Annotated in this window: 11 protein-coding genes and 3 pseudogenes; 7 read left to right on the plus strand and 7 right to left on the minus strand. The window is 53.9% G+C overall.

The annotated features are described in order from the left end of the window. Positions 1-23: 23 nt before the first annotated feature. The 5 genes and pseudogenes from AC2T28_RS13240 (at position 24) to AC2T28_RS13260 (ending at position 4,724) form a co-directional block, all read left to right on the plus strand. Positions 24-1,594: pseudogene (locus tag AC2T28_RS13240) on the plus strand (dihydroxy-acid dehydratase). Continuing rightward, a pseudogene (locus tag AC2T28_RS13245) lies at positions 1,594-2,365 on the plus strand (SDR family NAD(P)-dependent oxidoreductase). The pseudogenes AC2T28_RS13240 and AC2T28_RS13245 overlap by 1 nt, the downstream one beginning before the upstream one ends. Beyond that, positions 2,365-3,277 (plus strand): annotated as a pseudogene (locus AC2T28_RS13250) (2-dehydro-3-deoxygalactonokinase). The pseudogenes AC2T28_RS13245 and AC2T28_RS13250 overlap by 1 nt, the downstream one beginning before the upstream one ends. Continuing rightward, positions 3,274-3,879 (plus strand): 2-dehydro-3-deoxy-6-phosphogalactonate aldolase, encoded by a 606-nt coding sequence (locus AC2T28_RS13255; RefSeq protein ID WP_486749461.1) that lies wholly within the window; start codon positions 3,274-3,276, stop codon positions 3,877-3,879. The pseudogene AC2T28_RS13250 and the gene AC2T28_RS13255 overlap by 4 nt, the downstream one beginning before the upstream one ends. Next, the gene (locus AC2T28_RS13260; protein ID WP_486749462.1) at positions 3,876-4,724 is read left to right on the plus strand and encodes an SMP-30/gluconolactonase/LRE family protein; all 849 of its coding nucleotides are present in this window, start codon (positions 3,876-3,878) and stop codon (positions 4,722-4,724) included. The genes AC2T28_RS13255 and AC2T28_RS13260 overlap by 4 nt, the downstream gene beginning before the upstream one ends. Before the next feature lie 42 nt (positions 4,725-4,766). Here the strand turns inward: AC2T28_RS13260 and AC2T28_RS13265 are convergent, their stop codons facing one another. Genes AC2T28_RS13265 through doeA form a run of 3 tightly spaced genes read right to left on the minus strand, consistent with a single transcriptional unit; the run spans position 4,767 to position 8,328 of the window. Beyond that, positions 4,767-6,137 (minus strand): aminotransferase, encoded by a 1,371-nt coding sequence (locus tag AC2T28_RS13265; RefSeq protein ID WP_486749463.1) that lies wholly within the window; start codon positions 6,135-6,137, stop codon positions 4,767-4,769. A gap of 11 nt (positions 6,138-6,148) precedes the next feature. After that, positions 6,149-7,144 carry a N(2)-acetyl-L-2,4-diaminobutanoate deacetylase DoeB gene (gene doeB / locus AC2T28_RS13270; protein WP_486749464.1) on the minus strand — a complete coding sequence of 332 codons (996 nt, stop codon included), beginning with the start codon at positions 7,142-7,144 and terminating at the stop codon, positions 6,149-6,151. Between the two features lie 2 nt (positions 7,145-7,146). Then, the gene (gene doeA / locus AC2T28_RS13275) at positions 7,147-8,328 is read right to left on the minus strand and encodes an ectoine hydrolase DoeA (protein WP_486749465.1); all 1,182 of its coding nucleotides are present in this window, start codon (positions 8,326-8,328) and stop codon (positions 7,147-7,149) included. 153 nt (positions 8,329-8,481) lie between these two features. Here doeA and AC2T28_RS13280 point away from each other — a divergent pair, with 153 nt between their 5' ends. Together AC2T28_RS13280 and AC2T28_RS13285 are read left to right on the plus strand one after the other, a co-directional pair. Continuing rightward, positions 8,482-8,949, plus strand: a complete 468-nt coding sequence (locus AC2T28_RS13280) for an Lrp/AsnC family transcriptional regulator (protein WP_486749466.1) — start codon at positions 8,482-8,484, stop codon at positions 8,947-8,949. A 163-nt stretch (positions 8,950-9,112) separates the two neighbouring features. Beyond that, the gene (locus AC2T28_RS13285) at positions 9,113-9,853 is read left to right on the plus strand and encodes a hypothetical protein (RefSeq protein WP_486749467.1); all 741 of its coding nucleotides are present in this window, start codon (positions 9,113-9,115) and stop codon (positions 9,851-9,853) included. 51 nt (positions 9,854-9,904) lie between these two features. Here the strand turns inward: AC2T28_RS13285 and AC2T28_RS13290 are convergent, their stop codons facing one another. The 4 genes from AC2T28_RS13290 to AC2T28_RS13305 form a co-directional block, all read right to left on the minus strand. Further along, positions 9,905-10,225, minus strand: a complete 321-nt coding sequence (locus AC2T28_RS13290) for a hypothetical protein (protein ID WP_486749468.1) — start codon at positions 10,223-10,225, stop codon at positions 9,905-9,907. Between the two features lie 257 nt (positions 10,226-10,482). Next, positions 10,483-13,617, minus strand: coding sequence for an alginate lyase family protein (locus AC2T28_RS13295; protein ID WP_486749469.1), 3,135 nt, complete (start codon positions 13,615-13,617; stop codon positions 10,483-10,485). 1,517 nt (positions 13,618-15,134) lie between these two features. After that, complete coding sequence (locus tag AC2T28_RS13300; protein ID WP_486749470.1) at positions 15,135-17,297, minus strand: glycosyltransferase; 2,163 nt, start codon at positions 17,295-17,297, stop codon at positions 15,135-15,137. A gap of 318 nt (positions 17,298-17,615) precedes the next feature. Beyond that, entirely contained in the window at positions 17,616-20,036 is a 2,421-nt protein-coding gene (locus tag AC2T28_RS13305; RefSeq protein WP_486749471.1) for a molybdopterin-dependent oxidoreductase, read from the minus strand. Positions 20,037-20,049: the final 13 nt, after the last annotated feature.

A 20,049-nucleotide genomic window follows, 5' to 3' on the forward strand; every position in this document is an offset into this window, starting at 1 on the left:
ATCACACAATAGAACCACCTAAGATGAGCAAAAATCGGCGGTCGCAAAATTTGTACGGTAAGACCGACAAAGACGGTTTTATTCACCGCAGTTGGATGAAGAACCAGGGGTTCCCGGTGATGAGCCTGGGTGAGACCCAGATGAGGCCAACAGCGATGCTGTTTCGCAATCTATTGGCGATGGATGTTGAAGAGTCCATTCGCGCCTATGGCATTGACGGCGTTGTGTTGCTTGGCGGTTGCGACAAGACCACGCCGGGGCAGCTGATGGGCGCGACTTCCGTTGATTTGCCTTCGATTGTTGTGAGCTCGGGGCCGATGCTGAACGGCAAGTGGCAGGGCAAGGATATCGGGTCGGGCACCAATGTGTGGAAGTTTTCCGAAGACGTGCGTGCGGATGATATGCCTTGCAAGATTTCATGGCCGCCGAAAGTGGCATGAGCCGAACCAAAGGTGTCTGCTTGACCATGGGAACGGCATCAACCAAGGCGTCCATTGTCGTGGCCATGGGGATATCGTTGCCAACCAATGCGGCCCTACCGGCGGTGGACTCCCGGTGCATGGCGCTGGCGCATCTGACCGGCAAGCGCATTGTTGAAATGGTGGATGAGGATCTTAAGCCATCGGATATTTTGACCCGTGAAGCCTTTGAAAACGCAAGATTGGCCAATACGGTGGTGAGCGGGTCAACAAATGCGGTTGTACATCAGTTGGCATTGGCGGGCCGGGTTGGGAATGATCTGGAACTGAATGATTTTGAGATCGGGTCGGATATTCCGCTGCTGGTCAATTGCATGCCGTCGGGCAAGTACTTGATGGAGGATTTCTACTATGCGGGCGGCATGCCGATTGTCCTGAATGAGCTGAAGAGCGTCGGGCATTTACGCCCTGCCCCCTCAGTACTGGGCGGTGATATCGGAGCCTATGCGGAGGGGGCCGAGTGTTTTAACCGCGATGTCATTCATAGTTTTCATGACCCATTGAAACCGGCGGCGGGCCAGCGGGTTTTGCGCGGCAATCTGTCCCCCAATGGTGCCATTGTGAAACCATCGGCTGCGACGGATCAGTTTCTGGAGCACGAAGGCGAGGCCTATGTCTTTGACAGCATCGAAGATATGAAAGCCAATATCGACTGCTAGGATCTGCCGGTGACGCCGGACGCAATTCTGGTGCTAAAGGGCTGCGGCCCCAAGGGCTATCCGGGCATGCCCGAGGTGGGCAATATGCCAATCCCGCGCAGGTTGGTGCAGCTAGGAGTGCGGGATATGATCCGGGTCTCCGATGCGCGAATGTCGGGCACCGCCTATGGCACGGTAATCCTGCATGTCAGCCCCGAGGCGCAAACGGGTGGAACGTTGGCGTTGGTTCAAACCGGTGACCGGATCCGCGTTAGTGCCTCGGCTGGGCAGTTGGAACTGTTGGTGGGTGAGGAAGTGCTGGCAGAGCGTCGGGCCAATTGGCAGCCGGATGATCCTCACTACACCCTTGGCTATGCCAAGCTATATATCGACCATGTTCTGCAAACCGACAAAGGCGCGGATCTGGACTTTTTGGTGGGCAAAGATATCCGCCTTGTGACGCCGGAGAGCCACTGATGAGCGATACAGCGACATTTCATGATCTTGCCGGGGCCACGGTTTTCATTACCGGAGGCGGATCTGGCAATTGGTGCCGCCCTGATCGAAGGGTTCTTGCGGCAAGGGGCGAAGGTGGCCTTTGTTGGCAAGTCGGACGCCAGTGCATTTGTCGACCAGATGGAGCAGGCCACCGGCCATCGCCCGCTGTTCATTCAATGTGACATCACTGACACCCCGGCATTGCAGGCTGCCATCGCGCAGAGCGCGGATGCCCATGGGCCAGTTTCGGTTCTGGTGAACAACGCCGCCAATGACCAGCGCCATGACACGCTAGAGGTGACCGAAGAGTTCTGGGATTGGGCGCAGGATGTGAATCTGAAGGCTTATTTCTTTGCCTGTCAGGCTGTGATCGAGGGCATGAAAGTCGCAGGCTGCGGGTCAATCATCAACTTCTCATCCATCAGCTACATGATGAGCAATGCGGGCTATCCGGCCTATGTGACGGCCAATGCGGGCATCACCGGGATGACCCGCGCACTGGCCCGCGAGTTTGGCCCCGATGGCATCCGGGTCAATGCGCTGGCTCCGGGCTGGGTGCTGACACAGAAACAGTTGGACAAATGGGCCACGCCCGAGGATCTGGCGGCACATCTGGAGCGGCAGTGCCTGAAAGAACACCTGAAACCGCAGGACATTGTTGACGCCATTTTATTTCTGGCCTCAAAGACAAGCCGAATGATGATCGGCCAAACCATCGCCGTGGATGGCGGTGTGGTTGCAACAAGATAATGGGCAGGAACATGGATAACTTGGACTGGATCGCCGCCGATTGGGGCAGCTCACACCTGCGGCTGTGGCTGATGGATGCGCAGGGCAATGTTTTGCACCAGATCCAAACAGACCACGGCATGACACGCCTTACACCTGACCAGCTTGAACCTAACCTATTAGAGCTGGTCGGTGACGCCCTGCCCTCAGGTGGTTCGGTGCCGGTAATCTGCTGTGGTATGGCTGGCGCGCGGCAAGGTTAGGCCGAGGCCCCCTCCGTGTAAGCCCGCTGCACTGGACGGTGTGACCAAGGTGGAAACCAAGGACCCGCGCCTAAAGGTTCATATTCTGCCCGGGGTGATGCAGCCGTCACCTGCGGATGTGATGCGCGGAGAGGAAACGCAGATTGCAGGCTTCCTGAAGGGGAACCCCAAGTTCGACGGGGTGATCTGCCTGCCCGGCACCCACAGCAAATGGGTGCATATCAGCGCCGAAGAGATTGTCAGCTTTAAGACATACATGACCGGAGAACTGTTTGCGCTGCTGTCTCAAGGTTCGGTTTTACAGCACTCGGCGAGTGGCGACGGCTGGGACGATGCAGCGTTTGAGACCGCCGTATCGGACGCGATGTCACGCCCTGCCGCTGTTGCGGGCAATCTGTTTTCGATCAGGGCTGAAACATTGTTGAATGATCTGAGCGGTGACGCCGCGCGGGCGCGGATTTCAGGGCTGCTGATCGGCATCGAGCTAGCCGCAGCGCGCCCCTATTGGCAGGGGCAAGAGGTGGCGGTTGTTGGCGAAAGCAATCTCGCCCGCGCTTATGATAGTGCCTTGACCCAGCAAGGGGCTTTTGTGCGCAACATTGCGGCTGATGACATGACCCTGAATGAATTGCGCGCGGCATATGCCCGGTTGACAGGTGACGACACATGACACGAGAGATCATCGCCATTTTGCGTGGCATGCAGCCAGATGAGGTTTGCGACATTGCCGATGCTCTCATTCAGGCTGGTATCACCAAAATCGAAGTGCCACTGAACTCTCCAACGCCTTATGACAGCATCTCCCGTTTGGTTAAACACTGCGATGGGCGGGCGATTGTTGGAGCGCGTACGGTTCTGGACACCGAGGCCGTGGCCCAACTGGCCGGGATTGGCGCGCAGTTGGTGGTTTCGCCTGATTGCAATACGCAGGTGATCACAGCCACCAAAGCCGCCGGAATGCTGCCTTATCCCGGGGTGATGACCCCAACCGAGTGTTTTGCCGCCCTGCGCGCAGGCGCCGATGGGCTAAAGCTGTTCCCGGCCTTCAAGATCGGAACCGACGGGCTGGCAGTGGTTGGCGCGGTCTTGCCCGACGGCACCAAGACATACGCAGTTGGCGGCGTGGGACCCGATGATTTTGCAGACTGGAAGCGTGCTGGGGCTTGCGGGTTTGGTATGGGCACTGGGATCTACAAACCCGGCTTCTCTGCCCAAGATGTAGGCACCTGCGCCGCTACCATAGTTGCGGCCTATGATGCGACCTTTGCATGACACAGGCGCAGGTCTTTGGCGACACGGCCTGCACGCTTGGCGAAGGGCCCTTGTGGCACTCCGGACGAAAGCAGCTGTTCTGGTTTGATATTCTTTCTAAGAAACTGCTGACGCAGGTCGGTGCCGCAGAACGTGTTTGGCAGTTTGATGAATGTGTTTCGGCGGCGGGCTGGGTGGATCACGACACGCTACTGATGGCCAGCGACAGTGGGCTCTATCGCTTTGGCATTGGCTCGGGTCAGCGAGAGCTGGTTGTAGAGCTTGAGGCTGACAACCCGGTGACGCGGTCAAACGATGGGCGCGCGGATCCCTGGGGCGGGTTTTGGATTGGCACTATGGGGTTCAATGCCGAACCGGGTGCTGGCGCGATTTATCGGTATTATCGGGGTGAGCTGAAAAAGCTGTTTGGCGACATCACCATCAGCAATGCGATCTGTTTTGCGCCTGATCAGTCCTGCGCCTATTTTACTGACACGGCGGATGGCCGGATCATGCGGCAACCACTGGAGCCTGCGGACGGCTGGCCTGTTGGAAAGCCTGAGGTGTTTCTGGACTTTTCAGCCGAAGACTTTGGTCCTGACGGAGCTGTCGTCGATGCCGAGGGGTGCCTGTGGAATGCACAGTGGGGCGCGGCGCGCGTGGCTCGGTATTCGCCCAGCGGTGCCTTGCTGTCTGTCTGGCCAGTGCCTGCGCAACAGGCGTCGTGCCCGGCATTTGGTGGCGATGATCTGAGCACGCTATTTGTGACCACAGCCGCAGTGGACTGTGAAGACGCGCAGGCGGGCCAGACGTTTTGCATTGAGACCGGAATTAGCGGCCAGCGCGAGCATCAAGTTATTTTGTGAGTAAATCGCCGCCCAACGAATGCGGGGCGGCGGTTGTTAGTTTCAGCCCAGAATTTCAGTCAAGGCTTCTTTGGTGACGGCTACCACGTGATCCACCTCGTCGCGGGTGATGCAAAGAGGCGGAGCAAAGCCGAGGATATCGCCCTGCGGCATTGCCCGAGCGATCACATCACGGCGCGCCATGGCCGAGGAGATTTCATAACCGACCTTTTTGCTTGGATCGAAGAAGTTGAGTGGCTTGGATGTTTCGGCAAATTCGACCGCACACATTAAGCCTTCGCCGCGCACCTGCGCAACATTTGGATGGTCGCCAAGCACATTGGTCAACTGTTCAAGCAGATATGCCCCAGTGGTGCCGGAGTTTTCCACCAAGCCCATTTCGTCAATCAAGTTGAGGTTGGCTACACCTGCCGCTGCCCCAATGGGGTGCGCCGAATAGGTCCAGCCGTGACCGATGGGGCCGTTTTCATCTGTCCCCTGTTCTAGCACCTTCCACATCTTGTCAGACACGATCGAGCCTGACAAAGGCGCATAGGCCGAGGTGAGGCCCTTGGCGATGGTGATGATATCGGGCTTGATCCCATAATGAGTCGAACCAAACATGGTGCCCAGACGACCAAAGCCGGTGACAACCTCATCCGCGATCAGCAGGATGTCATATTTCTCCAGAACCGGCTGAATCGCCTCCCAATATCCGGCAGGCGGTGGCACGATGCCGCCAGTGCCCAGAATGGGCTCACCGATGAAGGCGGCGATGGTGTCGGGACCTTCGGCCAAGATCATTGTTTCCAGCTTAGCAGCGCAATCAGCGGAGAACTCTTCTTCTGACATGCCTTCGGTTGCGCCACGCAGATAATACGGGGCCTCGGTGTGGAGCACCTGCGACAATGGCAGATCGAACTTGTTGTGGAACAGCTCTAGCCCGGTCAATGAACCCGTCATCAGGCCGGATCCGTGGTAGCCGCGCCAGCGCGAGATGATTTTCTTTTTCTCAGGGCGGCCAAGGATATTGTTGTAATACCAGACCAATTTGATGTTGGTCTCGTTTGCATCCGAGCCACTCTGGCCGAAGTAAACCTTGGACATGTGATCAGGCGCGCGGTCCAGAATCATCTTGGACAAAGTGATCGAGGCCTCGGTGCCGTGGCCCACATAGGAATGGTAATAGGCCAGTTCATGCGCTTGTTTGGAGATCGCCTCGGCAATCTCGGTGCGGCCATAGCCGACGTTGACGCAGTACAGCCCAGCAAAGGCATCCAGCATTTTGCGCCCATCACGGTCGGTGATATGGACCCCCTCACCCGTTGAAATCACCCGTGTTGGGGTATCGCCACGTGCGTGCTGGGCCAGATGGGTTGAGGGATGGAAAAAGGTCTCGCGGTCCCATTGCGCGAGGGTGTCATTGGTCAACATGTCAGGTCTTTCTATTTGGAGTGTTCTTGCGCCAGTACGGCAAGGCAGTCGCCCATCTGGATCAGTCCGGGCACATGGCGCACCGCCAGTAACCCGTCCATCTGGGCGTGGATTTCGAGAGGGGGTATTCCAGTACGTTGTGTCGGCCAGACGCGGGCCAAAAGCTGGCCCTGGGTAACCGGATCGCCCAACGAGACTGTGAAATCCACCATCCCCTCGGTTTCAGAGAAGTGGAAACAGGAGTCATCGGTCTGAGTGAGGTGGCGTGTCTTAGACAGCTCAATCTCCCCTTTCAGAATACCCGCATGGATCAGAAGATTGCGCACGCCCTTGCGGGCGATCTCGACGGTTTCGACGCTTGATGTGCCAGCGCCGCCCAGTTCGGTGGTGACAAAGGTCTTGCCCATCCCCTCGGCCGCGTCGTCGTACATGCCCATCGAGTCGATCTCGAGCATTTGCATGGAAAACGGCGCGTTAAAGGCGTCGCGAGCGGCGCAGCAGCGGGCCTCTTGCTCTTTGTCGTCCAACACATGCGACGCCGCATAGGGCAGGAATTCAAGCGTTTTGCCACCTGAATGGAAGTCAAGCACGACATCGGCCATGGGCAGCAAAGTACGCTGGAAATAGTCGGCAATTTTCTCGGTCACGGTGCCGTCAGGCCGCCCCGGAAAGGCTCGGTTCATGTTGCCGCCGTCAATAGGAGAGGTCCGCCGTCCCGCCGCAAAGGCGGGTTCGTTCATGAAGGGAACGATGATAACGCGGCCCGAAATGTCGTCGGCCCTGAGGGTTGCGGCCAGATCAACTAGTGCCAGTGGCCCCTCGTATTCATCGCCATGGTTAGCGCCGGTCAGCAAGGCCGTGGGACCGTCGCCGTTTTTGGCCACAGTGATCGGGATCATCACCGAGCCCCAAGCGCTGTCATCGCGGCTATAGGGCAGACGCAGATGGCCATGGTGAACCCCGTCAACCTCAAAGTCGACGGTGGGCGTGATTGGATTATTCCGCATGATCAGCCCTTTACCACCAGCCCGCGCGGGGTATTACACAGGTTTTCTGCGCCATTTTCTGTGATCAGAACTGGCTCGGTAATTTCAATACCCCCGTCATCCAGCCACAGGGCGGGCATAAAGTGGAAGGTCATCCCCGGTTGCAGCACCGTCATATCGTCGCGGCGCAGCGAGAAGGTGTGCTCGCCCCAGTCCGGCGGATAGGACAAGCCAATAGGATAGCCACAGCGGCTATCCTTTTCGAACCCGAGACGGTTCAGGGTAGCGTTGAATGCGTTGGCGATGTCTTGGGCATGGTTGCCCGGCTTGGCTTGTTCCATGCCGGCTGCAACGGCCTCGAGCACAGCATCCTCAGCCTGACGGTACTTGGCAGGTGGCTCACCAAAGAACAGGGTGCGGGACTGTGGAGCGTGATAGCGGCGATGAACGCCTGCGATTTCAAAGAATGTCGCCTCTCCTGCCATTAGCGGGCTGTCATCCCATGTGAGGTGCGGCGCAGTGGCGTCTTGCCCGGATGGGGCCAGCGGTACGATCGACGGATAGTCACCCCAGTGGCCATCTGCCCCCGAGATACCGGCGTGATAGATGTCGGCCACCAGTTCGTTCTTTTTCATGCCCGGCTCGGCACGCTCCAGAATAGTTGCATGCATGTGTTCCACGATGCGCGCGGCTCGGCGCATATAGGTGATCTCGGCCTCGCTTTTGACCGCGCGCTGCCAGTTGACCAATACGTTGGCATCCACCCATTTCGCTTGAGGCAAGGACTGCACCAAGGACATATAAGCCGCTGCTGTGAAATAGTAATTGTCCATTTCCAGACCGATACGCGCGCCCTGCCAGCCCTTAGCACTGATCAGTTGCGCCAGATCCTGCATTGGGTGTTTGTTTGGGTTTTGAACGTAATCGTCCTGATACCCGTGGATATCATCAGCATCCATGAACACGGTGCGTTTGGCACCTAGTGCGTCCATCGCCCTACCCCACCAGAGCGGCGCACCAGACGGGCCGATTAGCACTGCCTGATGCACATAGAACGACCAGCCTTCATAGCCTGTGAGCCAGGCCATATTGGCCGGATCCGTAACCACGAGCAGATCTATCCCCTTCTGCTCCATCGCGGCCCGGACCCGGGCAATTCGGTCATCATATTCCTCGACCGAAAAAGGCAGGTCTGATGCGTTCATATAGGATGCTCCGTTGTTCCGTGAGTGATGGCTTAGCCTTCGTGAGTGCTGGTATTTTCCCTGCCCTCAGTGTAGCCAACACGCACGCAGAAATTCCGCGATGTTTTCAAAACTGTGCATTTTTTCTGCATTTTTTGTTAGGAAGCGCCCGGTATGAGCAATCTGGATGAACTCGACAGAAAAATTCTGCACGAGGTACAATTGAACAATCAGCTGACCTCGGCGCAGCTGTCGGAGAAGGTTGGGCTTTCTCCAACGTCAACACAGCGCAGACTGAACCGGTTGCGTCGGGACAAAATCATCGAGGCGGATGTTTCGATTGTATCCAGCGAAGCTGTTGATCGACCAATGACAATGATGGTCAATGTACAGCTAGAACGTGAACGGTCTGATATTATTGATCATTTCAAGAAGTCAGTGCGCCATGAGCCCACTGTCATGAGCGCTTATTACGTTACCGGAGACACGGATTTCGTCTTGATTGTCGCGGTCCGGGATATGAAGGAATACGAGAGTTTCACCCGGAACTTTCTCTACGACAACCCAGACATTAAGGGGTTTAAGACAACCGTGGTGATGGACAGGATTAAGGCCTCTTTTTATGTTCCGCCCTGGGAGTGAGTTTGCTCCTTGCACGCCCGCTAGACCTAATTGATAGATCAAAAGTTTGGTGATCTGAGGGTTCGCTTCATGACGAGCCACCTATATCCAATGCGCCTCAAACAACCTCGAATCGACCATTGAAGCGTCACACTCACGCCTAAATCATTGACGAATTTGGCTGATGAAGCGCCAGACGAACATCTGGTTTCTTCTTAGTTCCATTGACGTGAGCACACACATGTACAATCAAGGATGGCCCAGAACAGCAACTGAAACCGCGTTCCACAGCGACCGGTTTGTTTTTGATTTTCAACATCAAAGCCAGATTGCAAGCACCGCAATTGGCAACGGTTGTGTTATTTATCGGCGGGATTTTGCACACCAACTTGATGATACAAATCCTACGGTCCAACAGAGATATTGGTTCCTTAACAGGTATGGCATAGAACCATACAAAAAAAGAGAATCGAGCATGAAATCACGTCAGTTTTTGACTGCAGCCTTTGTTGCTGCAGTATTGTCTGTGGCCAGCACCCAGACTTCCATCGCGGCACAGCCGCCCCGTCCCTCTGATATCGTCATACGGCATGACAATGGCGGCAGTATCATAAGCTATGCCAAAAGGGTGTCGCGCGCTAGGAAACAAAATCTTAGCGTCCAGATTTCGGGAAGCTGCCAATCGGCCTGCACGCTTTTCTTGTCGCTGCCTAGCTCACAAACCTGCATAACCCCAGGCGCGTCTTTTGGGTTTCACCGTGCGCATAGTGCATCGAGGCAGGCAAATGAGTGGGGCACCAACTATCTGATGAAGAAGTACCCTCACTGGGTTCAAGACTGGATCGCAGCCAAAGGTGGTTTGAAGAGCGGCATTATGCGGATGAGTTACGCCTACGCATCCCGCTTTATTCAACGTTGCGCCTAGGCGAAAACCGAAAATCAGAAGTGGCTTTCAAGCCACTTCTGCACATGAAATTCAATAGGCTGAAACAGATACGCCGGGATCCGATTGCCCTTGGCTCCGGTCTTCATCATCGCTGCGATCAGCATCCCCATCCTCAGCAAGAGCCAAAGGCGCACCGCCAAGCAAACCAACGATCATTGGAATACACTCGTGGTTCGGGTCCTGATCAAGCAACAGCTCCAGCTGTTCTTGTAATATGGCACGGTTACCGGTGTCCAAGAGTTCTTGACACTGTTGTGCTACCGATTGTGTTTTGGCCAACGTTGCTGGCGTAAAGCCAACTTGAGCTACTAGAAACGTCAACGCGGAAATTACCGTAGTCTTTTTGGACATATCCCCCTCCGCAGTAAATCCAATTCTAATTAGTAAACAATATGACTTTAGTGCTTAAAAAGTCAATATTTTGCAGGAAGTTTAAGGGTTTTTATGTGCATATTTCCCATAAAATAAAGGGGCATCACCCATAGATGCAGGGAGACTGAGAAAAAACAACCCTACACATACGCAGCTGGCTCAGATGCACTTTCTAACACCCAATTCCACAGTGAAACGCAGCAGGAATTGAGACCACACCTGCATTTTCTTTCGACTTAAATCGCAACCCAATTACACGGTGCCTGAATCGCTTCCTCAATTTCTTCAGATGTTGGCATCGTCCTTCGGAAACCGTCAAATATCTCAGCGGTTGCCAGCTCGGCGCCACATAACACGTCTGCGTTCTGAGCGGCAAAAGTGGGGAAACCGTCTATGGCATGTTCGACAATATATGGATTGCAAATGATCAGTTTTTGGGCGGTGACGCTTTCACCACCACTAATCAGTGTCACAGTCCCATCATCAATAAGCTCTGTCAGCTCTGCGCCTAGATCCGCGTCCCATTGTGAGTGGTAATCTGGCCAATTAAACACTCCGACACGCTGACCATTTTGTTCAGCTTGAACCAGGTGCCTGATCAAAACAGACAGGCCGACCGCCCCCTCTGCAAAGTCGCCCAAATAAATAACGTCGTATTTGCTCCTTCGGGAAGCGAGTTCGGCAAGAGCCGGAAAAACAGTTGCAGATTGATCATCTGATAGCTGTTCTGTGTCGGCTTCAGCCAGTTGATGTTGTATAAACCTAACCTGTCTTTTGTGTTCATCCCTCTGGCGCCCATAAGAAAAGCTCTGATGCGTCGGCATATTGCTTGCGTAAGTGTGCGTGACAAAGGAAAGCGGGACTTGATTACGGGCAATGCCCACGGCATCTGAACCAAAGAGCTTTTTCACCCGCCACAGCAAATAGGCATCTGGATTTTGCTCTACAGCGTCCCACCCGCCCATCTGGACAAGTATCTCAGTTGGAAGCAACAGGCTTTCGCTTAGATCAGATACCAATGAAAACTCGGGATACCAGCCAGCAACAAACTGCATATTTTTGGCCAGTGAAGCCTTGCAAGACATTACAGCTTCGCAGCTCTGGGTTTCCAACTCAGACATTTGTTGAGCAATTTTTTCAGGATGCGCAATCTCGTTTGCACAATGCGTGGTAACGTACGTACCAGAAGCCTGTTGAAGACCAAGATTGCGGGCCTGGTATTCCCATTTGAGATCCGGCGCAGATACAATCTTCACCCGACTGTCAGAGCTGGCTACCGTGAGCAGATCAGCCGCCGTGTTGTCCTGACCAGTCATATCAACAACTATGATCTCAAGGTTTTGCCATACTTGTTGGCGTAAACTCTGCAACGCAATTGCTTGGTACGGGTAGTCGCCACCCACTGTGACAATAACGGTAACAAGTGGCCCGCCACTCTCTTTGGGTGTTTTTTTGTTCTGCGGCAAGAAGTTCACCAAAGCGGCGTTTTGGTCATCCATTTCTTCTTGTTTTTCTAGCGGCAATAGACCGGCCTCATTGTAAATCTGATTGAGCCAGTACAGCCCATTTTTGCCGTCCTCAGCATTTTGAACAGAGCCAAGTCCACCATGTAAATTAGCCATCGCCAAACAAAGATTTGCGTTATCAGGGAAACGCCGAAGCGATTGCTGCAGGAGAGTTTCAGAGGCGTCCAGTTGGCCGAGCTGTTGCCGACAGTATGCTTCCAACAATCTTCGCTCACAGTCTTTGACGCTATTTAAAGCCCTCATGTTTTCCACGTTCTGCAACACACCATCCAAATCGCCGGCAGCAAAATGCCAACGCGCCAACTGTTGTGCCGCCCCATTGATTTTCTTTTGTGGCGTTTCCGGATCTCCTTTAATCGTCTCCATCTCAGTTTGAGCTAATTTGGAAAACCCACCCCACATTTTCTTGTCCAACAGTGGTAGATCAATTTCTTGCTCATGTGATTTCCCGTCACCAACAATGCTGTCGATGACTGGAGCTTCGACGTTTGACACAGTTTGCGTCAACGCACGCGTGCTTTTGCTTGCTGAACCACGAAGAGGTGTATGACCCAGCATCCAAAACGGCATAATACCATCATGCGGGAAGAACAGTGGTTTTGCCTGTTCGGGTTTTGCACCAAAGCCACCACTGCCGCGGGTAGCGAGCTGTTTCGCCGTAAAGAACAGTGGTAGAAAACGATCCCGGTCGAATTGTTCGATTTGCTCAAATGGCCAAGTTTCTTTTGCCAAATATGGCAACAGCCAGTTGAATGCGATTGCGAGCCCCTGGCCCTCTTGTCCTTCAAACTGCCACAGATTGTGACCACAACGGGCTGCCAGAGTTGCAAGGTTTACCCAACACTGAAGGTTGAAGCAGCAATAATGCGCCGTTTGGGTGCGCTTCATTTCATAGGGTTGTTCGCCGCTGTTCGAAAACTGGGTTAGCAGACGTTCCCTGCTGGTACGGAAGGTTGATTGCAGCAACGCCCGGTTGCCAAGATAAGCGGCAATAGCTGCCGTTTGTAGATCAAAACAGGTGCCGTGGTTGTTATGCGATTTTCGTTCAGCCTGGCCTTTTTCACTGGTCAGCAGCCAGTCCAGATAGCTGGTGAGCCATTCCCGTAATCCGGTTTGATCCTCAACGCCAAAGGTCCTGGATTGTTCAAGAAGTCGCACTGCATCCAATAGGAAATACAAATCCTTCATTTCAATCAATCCAGACTTGCCTTCAGCCCCGGAAGGGTTGGCAGTCTTGGATTGCGCAAACATCAGATGCGGGTTCATTTTGCTGTCTTCGGAAATGAACCAATGGCGGATGTTTCGAGTGGCGTGCTCGGCATAGCCAAGATTGCCTGTTGTTTTCCACGCCAGCGCCAGAATTGTTGTGTCGTCAAACAGACGCTGCAATCTGGTGCGATCGAAATTGTCGCTTTCCGCGTCGTAAAGTTTGGTACCGGGAATCCGCAAACCGTCTTTGTAGACAAGCGGCATCCCGTTTGCAGTGTTTGGGTTTGGCCACCAGTACGGAGCGGGATTGTAATAGTCATGTTTGTCGTCACTGGGCGGCGCGGACATTTTGTCGACAACAGAAAACGGACCGCGTTGCAGCGCCAGATCTGCTTCTTGAATAAGACGGCCAAAGATTTTTGCTTTTGGGGAACCCGACGGAGCAGTGGAGAGCGCCATGATCTTATCTTCGTCATAGGCAGTCAGTTTTTTGGGATCATATACAATATCTGCCGCGTCCTGATCCAACTGATCAAGCAAGCTGTTGACCGCGTCACTTCGGGCAACACCACGCGAGCGTAGGCTTTTGCTATTGACTACTTCCAGCTGCTCTTGCCCCGAAAACAACCGGCTCACCCATCCGGTTCGACCACATGATCCGGCATCTTCGACCCGCGCCGGGCGTTCAGGGTCCCAGCAATCATCATACCAAGCGTTCCATCCTCCGGCGAGGCCCAGACGCAGAAACAGCTCGACCTTTGGGCGCCGACCATAGTGATAACTCTCGTCGAATTCCTCACCAGCGTCGCAGCGAAACAGAATTTGAGGCTCCTCGGTGGCCTCGGGCCGATAGCCCTCTTGCAGCAGATCCGCATTGTCCAAAGCCCTGGCCATCGGGACAAGGAAATATTTCATATAGGGGGCAGATGTGACACCTTCGACAACTTCGTCCCAGGCCTCTTTGGTCAGGAAGCAGTTGCCATCCCAGGGCAGCACCCATTTCGCCCGGCCTAGTCCATCGCGCAGCGCGGTATTGCGGGCACCGTTGTTGTTGATTGCATATCTGTTTTTGTGACGTCGGGCATAGGATTCAGCACGTTGCTGCCCGTATTCATTCATGTCTGAAAATCGACCATTCAGGAAGAAATCGAGATCCGGGAAGCTCTCCAAATCCCAATCCTGCTTGCGATATTCGTCTAGTTCAAATGGGATTCTCAAGTAGGGTTGATCATATTGTTCAAGCAAATCCAAAATGGATTGTTCCTGGACCGGGTTCACCATCCGGTTCACCACCCAGCGCTTTTCGCAGTTATCAAGCGGCGGTTCGTGATCCAGTAAGAAGCGCAGATTTTCCAGTGTTTGACCTTCTTTGTGGCGCGGCGGTAAATCGTTGCCCAAAATCCGGTACAGCACAAAAGTATCTTCTTTTTGGTCCAGCCCCTTGGTCAGGTATTCCGCCCTGAGCGCAGCAACATCGGTTGAAGATTGTGACCGGTCGCCAGTGGGTCTTCGACGCGGTTGGAATTTGTTTTCAGGCTCTTCCATGGGGTGGGTTAGCAATTCAAAATCATCAAGACGATCTTTTAGAAAGCCCGGCGCGCTGAGATCCACCAGCGTTTCAGCCCGCCACCTGCCCCAGATTTTCAGAAATTTCTGCTGGAACAATTCTCTTTGGGTCTCGTCGCAATACTGTCCTGGTGGGAAATACTCGAAGTTAAAACCAGCATGCCGAAACACGCTGGGCAAAGCGCTGTCGGTCAGAAAAAGAGGGATGAAGTTCCTGGTCTGTTGTTGTTGCTGTTCAATTTGGCGCACGGTGCCTTGCACACCTTCGTCGTCACGCCCAAATACGGCGACCAGCATAATTGGCGCAGTGGTGGGAACCGAACTGTTCCGTTTGGGCTTAAAAGATTTTGTCGGGGTCATAAGCGTAGGCCATGCCAGCTTTTGTTCTTCGGTAGGAACCTCGCTGTTCACCCGCACCACTGAAGATTTGTGATCCGACACCCAATCGATCTCTATCAGCTTTTCTTGCAAGCCGATTTCGGTAATCCGCTCACGCCCGGCGTTTGCTGGGCAATTCAGAGCCGTTTCTTGTTTGGACATGGTTGTCTTCTCAGGTTTCACATTGAATTTTTCATGTTTTCCAGAATTCATTGGATCCCCACTAATTCCATAACAGCCGACGCAGCTTGACCGGCGCCATTCTTGCGACCCAATCCCAAGCACTTGTCGCGCACAAAATCTCGCGCCTTGTCGTTCAGCAGCGCCTCACACAGAGCAGGAAGGTGAAACAGCTGGTCATCAGGCAAATCAAATCCGGCGCTATTGTCCTGGGCAAATTCCGCCCGAGCACTTTGGTCGTCCATCGCCGGGTGTCGGTTTGGCAAAAATATCGTTGGCAAACCAAAGCCAAGAACCTCATGAAAGGTGTTGTACCCCGCCGCCGCAACCGAGAAGTTGAAGGCGTTGAAATACCGGCTGATGGGAAAACCGCGCAGCACATGTGTGTTGGGCCAGTGTGGCAACTGGCTTAGCCCATTTTGCCACTCAGCCATCACGACCTGTAGGCCCTCGATCCCTTTGAGTTCGTCCATAATGCGGGTGGCAAGCCCAGGGATGTCCCGATTGGCTCCCCCACCCAAGTGTACCAATGCGGCCGGTTTTTCTGGCGATAAGCCAAGAGCACTTATGGCCTGTTCGCGAGGCAACAACTCGCCATCATCCAGCAATCGAATAGGATCCACCTGAATGACCTCGTGCCGACGCAACGATGTCTCTCCAGCGTCCCGTTCCTCGGCGATTTCACCAGGTTCGATTATGCAGTCAAAGAACCGAGAGTTTTCCATATAAGGTGAGGACGTTTCGCCGTACATTCCCCGGCGCATCCAAGCAAGGCGGCAATCGCCATGCGCCATGACCGCATTGATCAAGCCCGGTGTTGGATTGTTGCCATCATAAACTACAACATCGATGTCATAGCGGGCGATCATTTCGCTCAGTTCGTACTGAAACCAGGGGTCCCAATCTGTTATCTTTGCGTCAATTTCAGTTTGAGAAGGGAAGTACTCAGCCAAGTATCCAAAGTTCTCAATTGTCGGTGCCGCCTGAGCCAAGGTAAAGAAAACTGGCTCCACCTGTTGATCCATCCGGCGGGCAATTGCCAGCAGTCGGGTGACGTGGCCCAACCCAACCCCGTTTGAGGGCAGCATTAGCGCGCGTTTAGGGCGGTCTTTTTGCTTTGTAGATTTATGCTTAACAGGCTTGGTGCCCTCTCCTATCAGGGAACGAATTCTATCGCAGTGAGCAGATGCCGAGAATTGGAACTTGCAATGATGGACGCTATTGGCCCGCGCAGTTTCCAGGGCTTCGTCATCTAAGAACAGTTCTTTGACTGTGGCCATCGCCTGCTCAGGCTCCACATAGATGGCACCTGGGCCAAAATGCGATTGAAACCGGGGCGGCAACACAACGATCTTTCCCGACGCCATAACAGCGGCAATCGCCGCCTCTGGCAACTCAGGTGCAACTGCGCTGGGAAAATACATAAAGACGTCCAGCATCTCGATAAAACGTTCAACTGTTGTGTCTTCGAAGTTCATGAAGTCCCAGTTGGCCGAGATCTTGGTTTCTTTGAGCAAATCAGCCAACGGGGCGCCAAGGACACGAAAATCAACACTGCCGTCGGTGGCATAAACAGCTTCTAGCTCTTCGGACGTCTTAGGCCACTGAACAGCGCCGGGCAGACTTACCCTGCCGACTACAATTGGGCCCGCGCTTCTGGCGCGCATGTTATGCCGTTGAATTGGAAGTCCGATCGGCCGCCAATCCTCGGCCTCGATGTCCACCGGCATGCCCAATTGCTCAAGCTTGGCGCGAACCCAGCGGTTGGTGGGGGCCCATGAGACTGGACCAAAATCGAAGCTGAACCAAAGCCCCATCTGTTCGATGTTGGGTTTCCGATCATGAACCAGCACAACCTTGTCGGCGCGAACGCCGGACAGATTATCGGGAGGTGACTTGACCGATTCTGGTGAGTAAACAATCGCCAGTTTGGCCTGTGTCGGATGTGTCGCGTCAATTACATGCGCTTGCCGCTTACGTACGCAACACTGAATGTCAGGTGAAATAATGGCGTTTTTCTTTTGCACCGGAAGGTTCAGCAAGCCAGTGCTATAGCCCATTTTGTGATAGGTTCGAATTTCCTGACTGATGCGTAAACCAATGTCGCCATTGCGTGTCAGATCCGCGATTATAACAATATCACAGACCTGTGTCTGTGAGGTGATATCAATGCCATCCGCCGTTATACTCATTCGGTAATTGCCCATCCATTCCAGTTGAAAATTGATGCGTAAATTCGAGCTCCCTAATTTAGCTAGCTTCGTCACAGGCACTATCCAGCGCCCAAAAACTCGACATTTGAAAAACACCTAACCCCACACAACCACAGGGATAATCACCACACTCAAAACTAGTTTAGCTCATCCAGCTGTAACGTGAGGTGATAGGCAGCGTTGCCTGTATTTCTGGCTACGGCCAAGTTTCAGACCTGGATAAGACAAGTCTATGCGGTCGTAATAACAGCAAAAATCACACACATCTGGCGGTGACCCAACCTGCATAAAAGCGACTTAGGGCTTTGCATCAACAACACCGGACAATACCACCTCCACAACCCTAGGGTAATCTCCACAACACAGATTTTTTTTGCCTTGAACCGTTAAAAATGTCTCGGGAACAAAAACTGTCTTTTCATCAAGGGATCTATTTATCCTAAGCGGGGCGGTAAAACTGAGCCCGCCGGAAAAAAGGGTTGCTGTCATTCCATCAAATGCATGGTCTGGCCCAGATCCGGGGTTCATCTCGACATAGGGGCCTTGGTCCACATCAAACAGTACGGACTGCTGCGATGTGAACTGCGTCGACTGGAACAAGCTATCGCCTGTAATCAAGTGTTTTTGATTTGGCTTCAAATCGCTGTCTTCTAGCCATAAGGCCGGGGCGGACGACAGAGCGGTTGGCTTGGTTCGTTTGGTTTCTTGATCCGGGTCAGATGCACCAAACACGAGGCTATTCTCCGTAATTTGGCCTTGCACATCGTCTAAGGTACTTGCCAAGGGGCCGTGCTCCAGTGCTTGCCCAATAAGATTGAACACTTTCAATGTCGACAGCACCCCCTCTGGCGACGGATAAACCGGTTGTAGTGTTTGAACGCGCCCTTCGTTATTGGTGAAGCTGCCGGTCTCTTCGCTTATAGTTCTTGCAGGCAATACTATGTCAGCCCGATCTGCTGTCGCGTTGTAATATGGCGCCTGAACGATAAGGAATGGTGGATCAGAGGGAGGCGGCTCAGCTGAGCTACTCACAGGGCTAGCGCGCATCGGGTCTGCCCCGAAAACATATTGTAGATCCAGGGGCGTGTCGGTCTTGGGAGCGGGTTTTTCGCACGGCTGCCATCCTGGCGAGATCCCTGTAAGGCATCCCATATCCCAAAGGCCAAGTTGGTTGGGACGGTCAAACAGGAACTGAACATAAACCGTCTTACCCAGAGATTTGAAATAGTCCGCAGTCACGCCAATCCACTGCAGACATTGCACGGCCCCAAGACCGCGCAAAAACTCGGTGCCGATCAACAGGGTCAGACTGTTGGCCTCGGCAAGAATTGAGCCCGAAGTGGATGCAAAATCGCTTAGTTTCTGGGTTGGCAAGGGTGGCACACCTCTCACCAAGTGCGACAACAGGGTAGCTTCGTATCCCGGAAGCAAATGGCATGACGCCTTGGCCATGTTGTCCAAGCTACTGGGCCGGGATGAGGCAACAAGCAGCTCGTTGCGCTGCGCCCTTAAGCCCGAGCGTAGCAAGTAGCTGCTTACCGGGTTTTCTTCGCTGATATTTGCGCCCAGAACAAATATGCACTCTGCCCGCAACACGGTTTCAAATGGCACACGGTCAATGCACTCTGGCACCAAGTGAGCCAGAGCCTTTATCCCATCCAGGCTATGCAAACCGGTGAAGCGGGTGCTTGATTGAATGTCCTGAGACCCAAACACTTGGCGGATCAATCTCTGAAACATAAATGCGTTTTCGTTGGTTTGCCGCGGTGATATCACGCCCTGAATACGGCCATCGCTGTCCTTGATCGCGCGAACGCGATTAGCGATAAATTGGATGGCTTCAGACCAGCCCACGGGTACAAGCGCGCTATTCTTGCGGATCATTGGTTCGGTCACGCGACGACCAGTCTCCACAGCGTCAAAGGCAAACCGACCTTTTGCACAGAGTAACTCGCCATTTATTCCGGTCTCGGGATCACTTTTGATCCGCTTAAACTCTCCATCCCGGGTTTCTACTGTCAGGCTGCAACCCGTGCCGCAGATGTTGCAGATGGTTTCCGTTTTCACCATATCCCAGGGCCGCGCCTTATAGCGATATGGGATACTCATTAGGGCGCCAACAGGGCAGACCTCGATGCAGTTGCCGCAATGGCTGCAATCTTTTAGACTGTTGCCAACTCCGGTGATTTCACTGTCTAGCCCGCGTTCGGCGGTACCAAGGGCCACATCGCCCACAACCTCTTCGCAGACCCGTACACAGCGCTGGCATTGAATGCAGCGGTTGGCATTGAACACGATCACCTGGTTTAACTCTATGTCACGCTGACGAAACACTCGCTTGGGATCGCGCAGGCGGGAGTCCCCTTTGCCATAGCGAAACACTGTGTCCTGCAACTCGCACTCGCCGCCTTTGTCACAAACCGGACAATCCAGCGGGTGGTTGGCCAGCAGGATTTCCAGCATGTCCTCGCGGGTACCGGCCACTTTGTCGGTCTGGGTGCGGATCACCATATCAGGTGCAATAACCGTGGCGCAGGCGGGTTCCAGCTTGTTGCGGCCCTCAATTTCAACCAGACACATGCGGCACGATGCAGACAGGGACAGACGTTCGTGGAAGCAGAAAGTTGGGATATCAATCCCAACCGCGTGCGCAGCGGTGAGGATTGTGGTGCCGGGTTCCACTTCAACTGTTTGACCGTCCAATGTGCAGGTTAGCATCTCTGCGCTCCTT

Source organism: Parasedimentitalea nitratireducens (assembly GCF_057444295.1).

Coding starts and splice junctions, on each gene's coding strand:
- AC2T28_RS13255 (WP_486749461.1), top strand. CDS start 3,274: ATGACACGAGAGATCATCGCCATTTTGCGTGGCATGCAGCCAGATGAG.
- AC2T28_RS13280 (WP_486749466.1), top strand. CDS start 8,482: ATGAGCAATCTGGATGAACTCGACAGAAAAATTCTGCACGAGGTACAA.
- AC2T28_RS13300 (WP_486749470.1), bottom strand. CDS start 17,297: ATGAGTATAACGGCGGATGGCATTGATATCACCTCACAGACACAGGTC.
- doeB (WP_486749464.1), bottom strand. CDS start 7,144: ATGCGGAATAATCCAATCACGCCCACCGTCGACTTTGAGGTTGACGGG.
- doeA (WP_486749465.1), bottom strand. CDS start 8,328: ATGAACGCATCAGACCTGCCTTTTTCGGTCGAGGAATATGATGACCGA.
- AC2T28_RS13260 (WP_486749462.1), top strand. CDS start 3,876: ATGACACAGGCGCAGGTCTTTGGCGACACGGCCTGCACGCTTGGCGAA.
- AC2T28_RS13305 (WP_486749471.1), bottom strand. CDS start 20,036: ATGCTAACCTGCACATTGGACGGTCAAACAGTTGAAGTGGAACCCGGC.
- AC2T28_RS13290 (WP_486749468.1), bottom strand. CDS start 10,225: ATGTCCAAAAAGACTACGGTAATTTCCGCGTTGACGTTTCTAGTAGCT.
- AC2T28_RS13285 (WP_486749467.1), top strand. CDS start 9,113: ATGAAGCGCCAGACGAACATCTGGTTTCTTCTTAGTTCCATTGACGTG.
- AC2T28_RS13265 (WP_486749463.1), bottom strand. CDS start 6,137: ATGTTGACCAATGACACCCTCGCGCAATGGGACCGCGAGACCTTTTTC.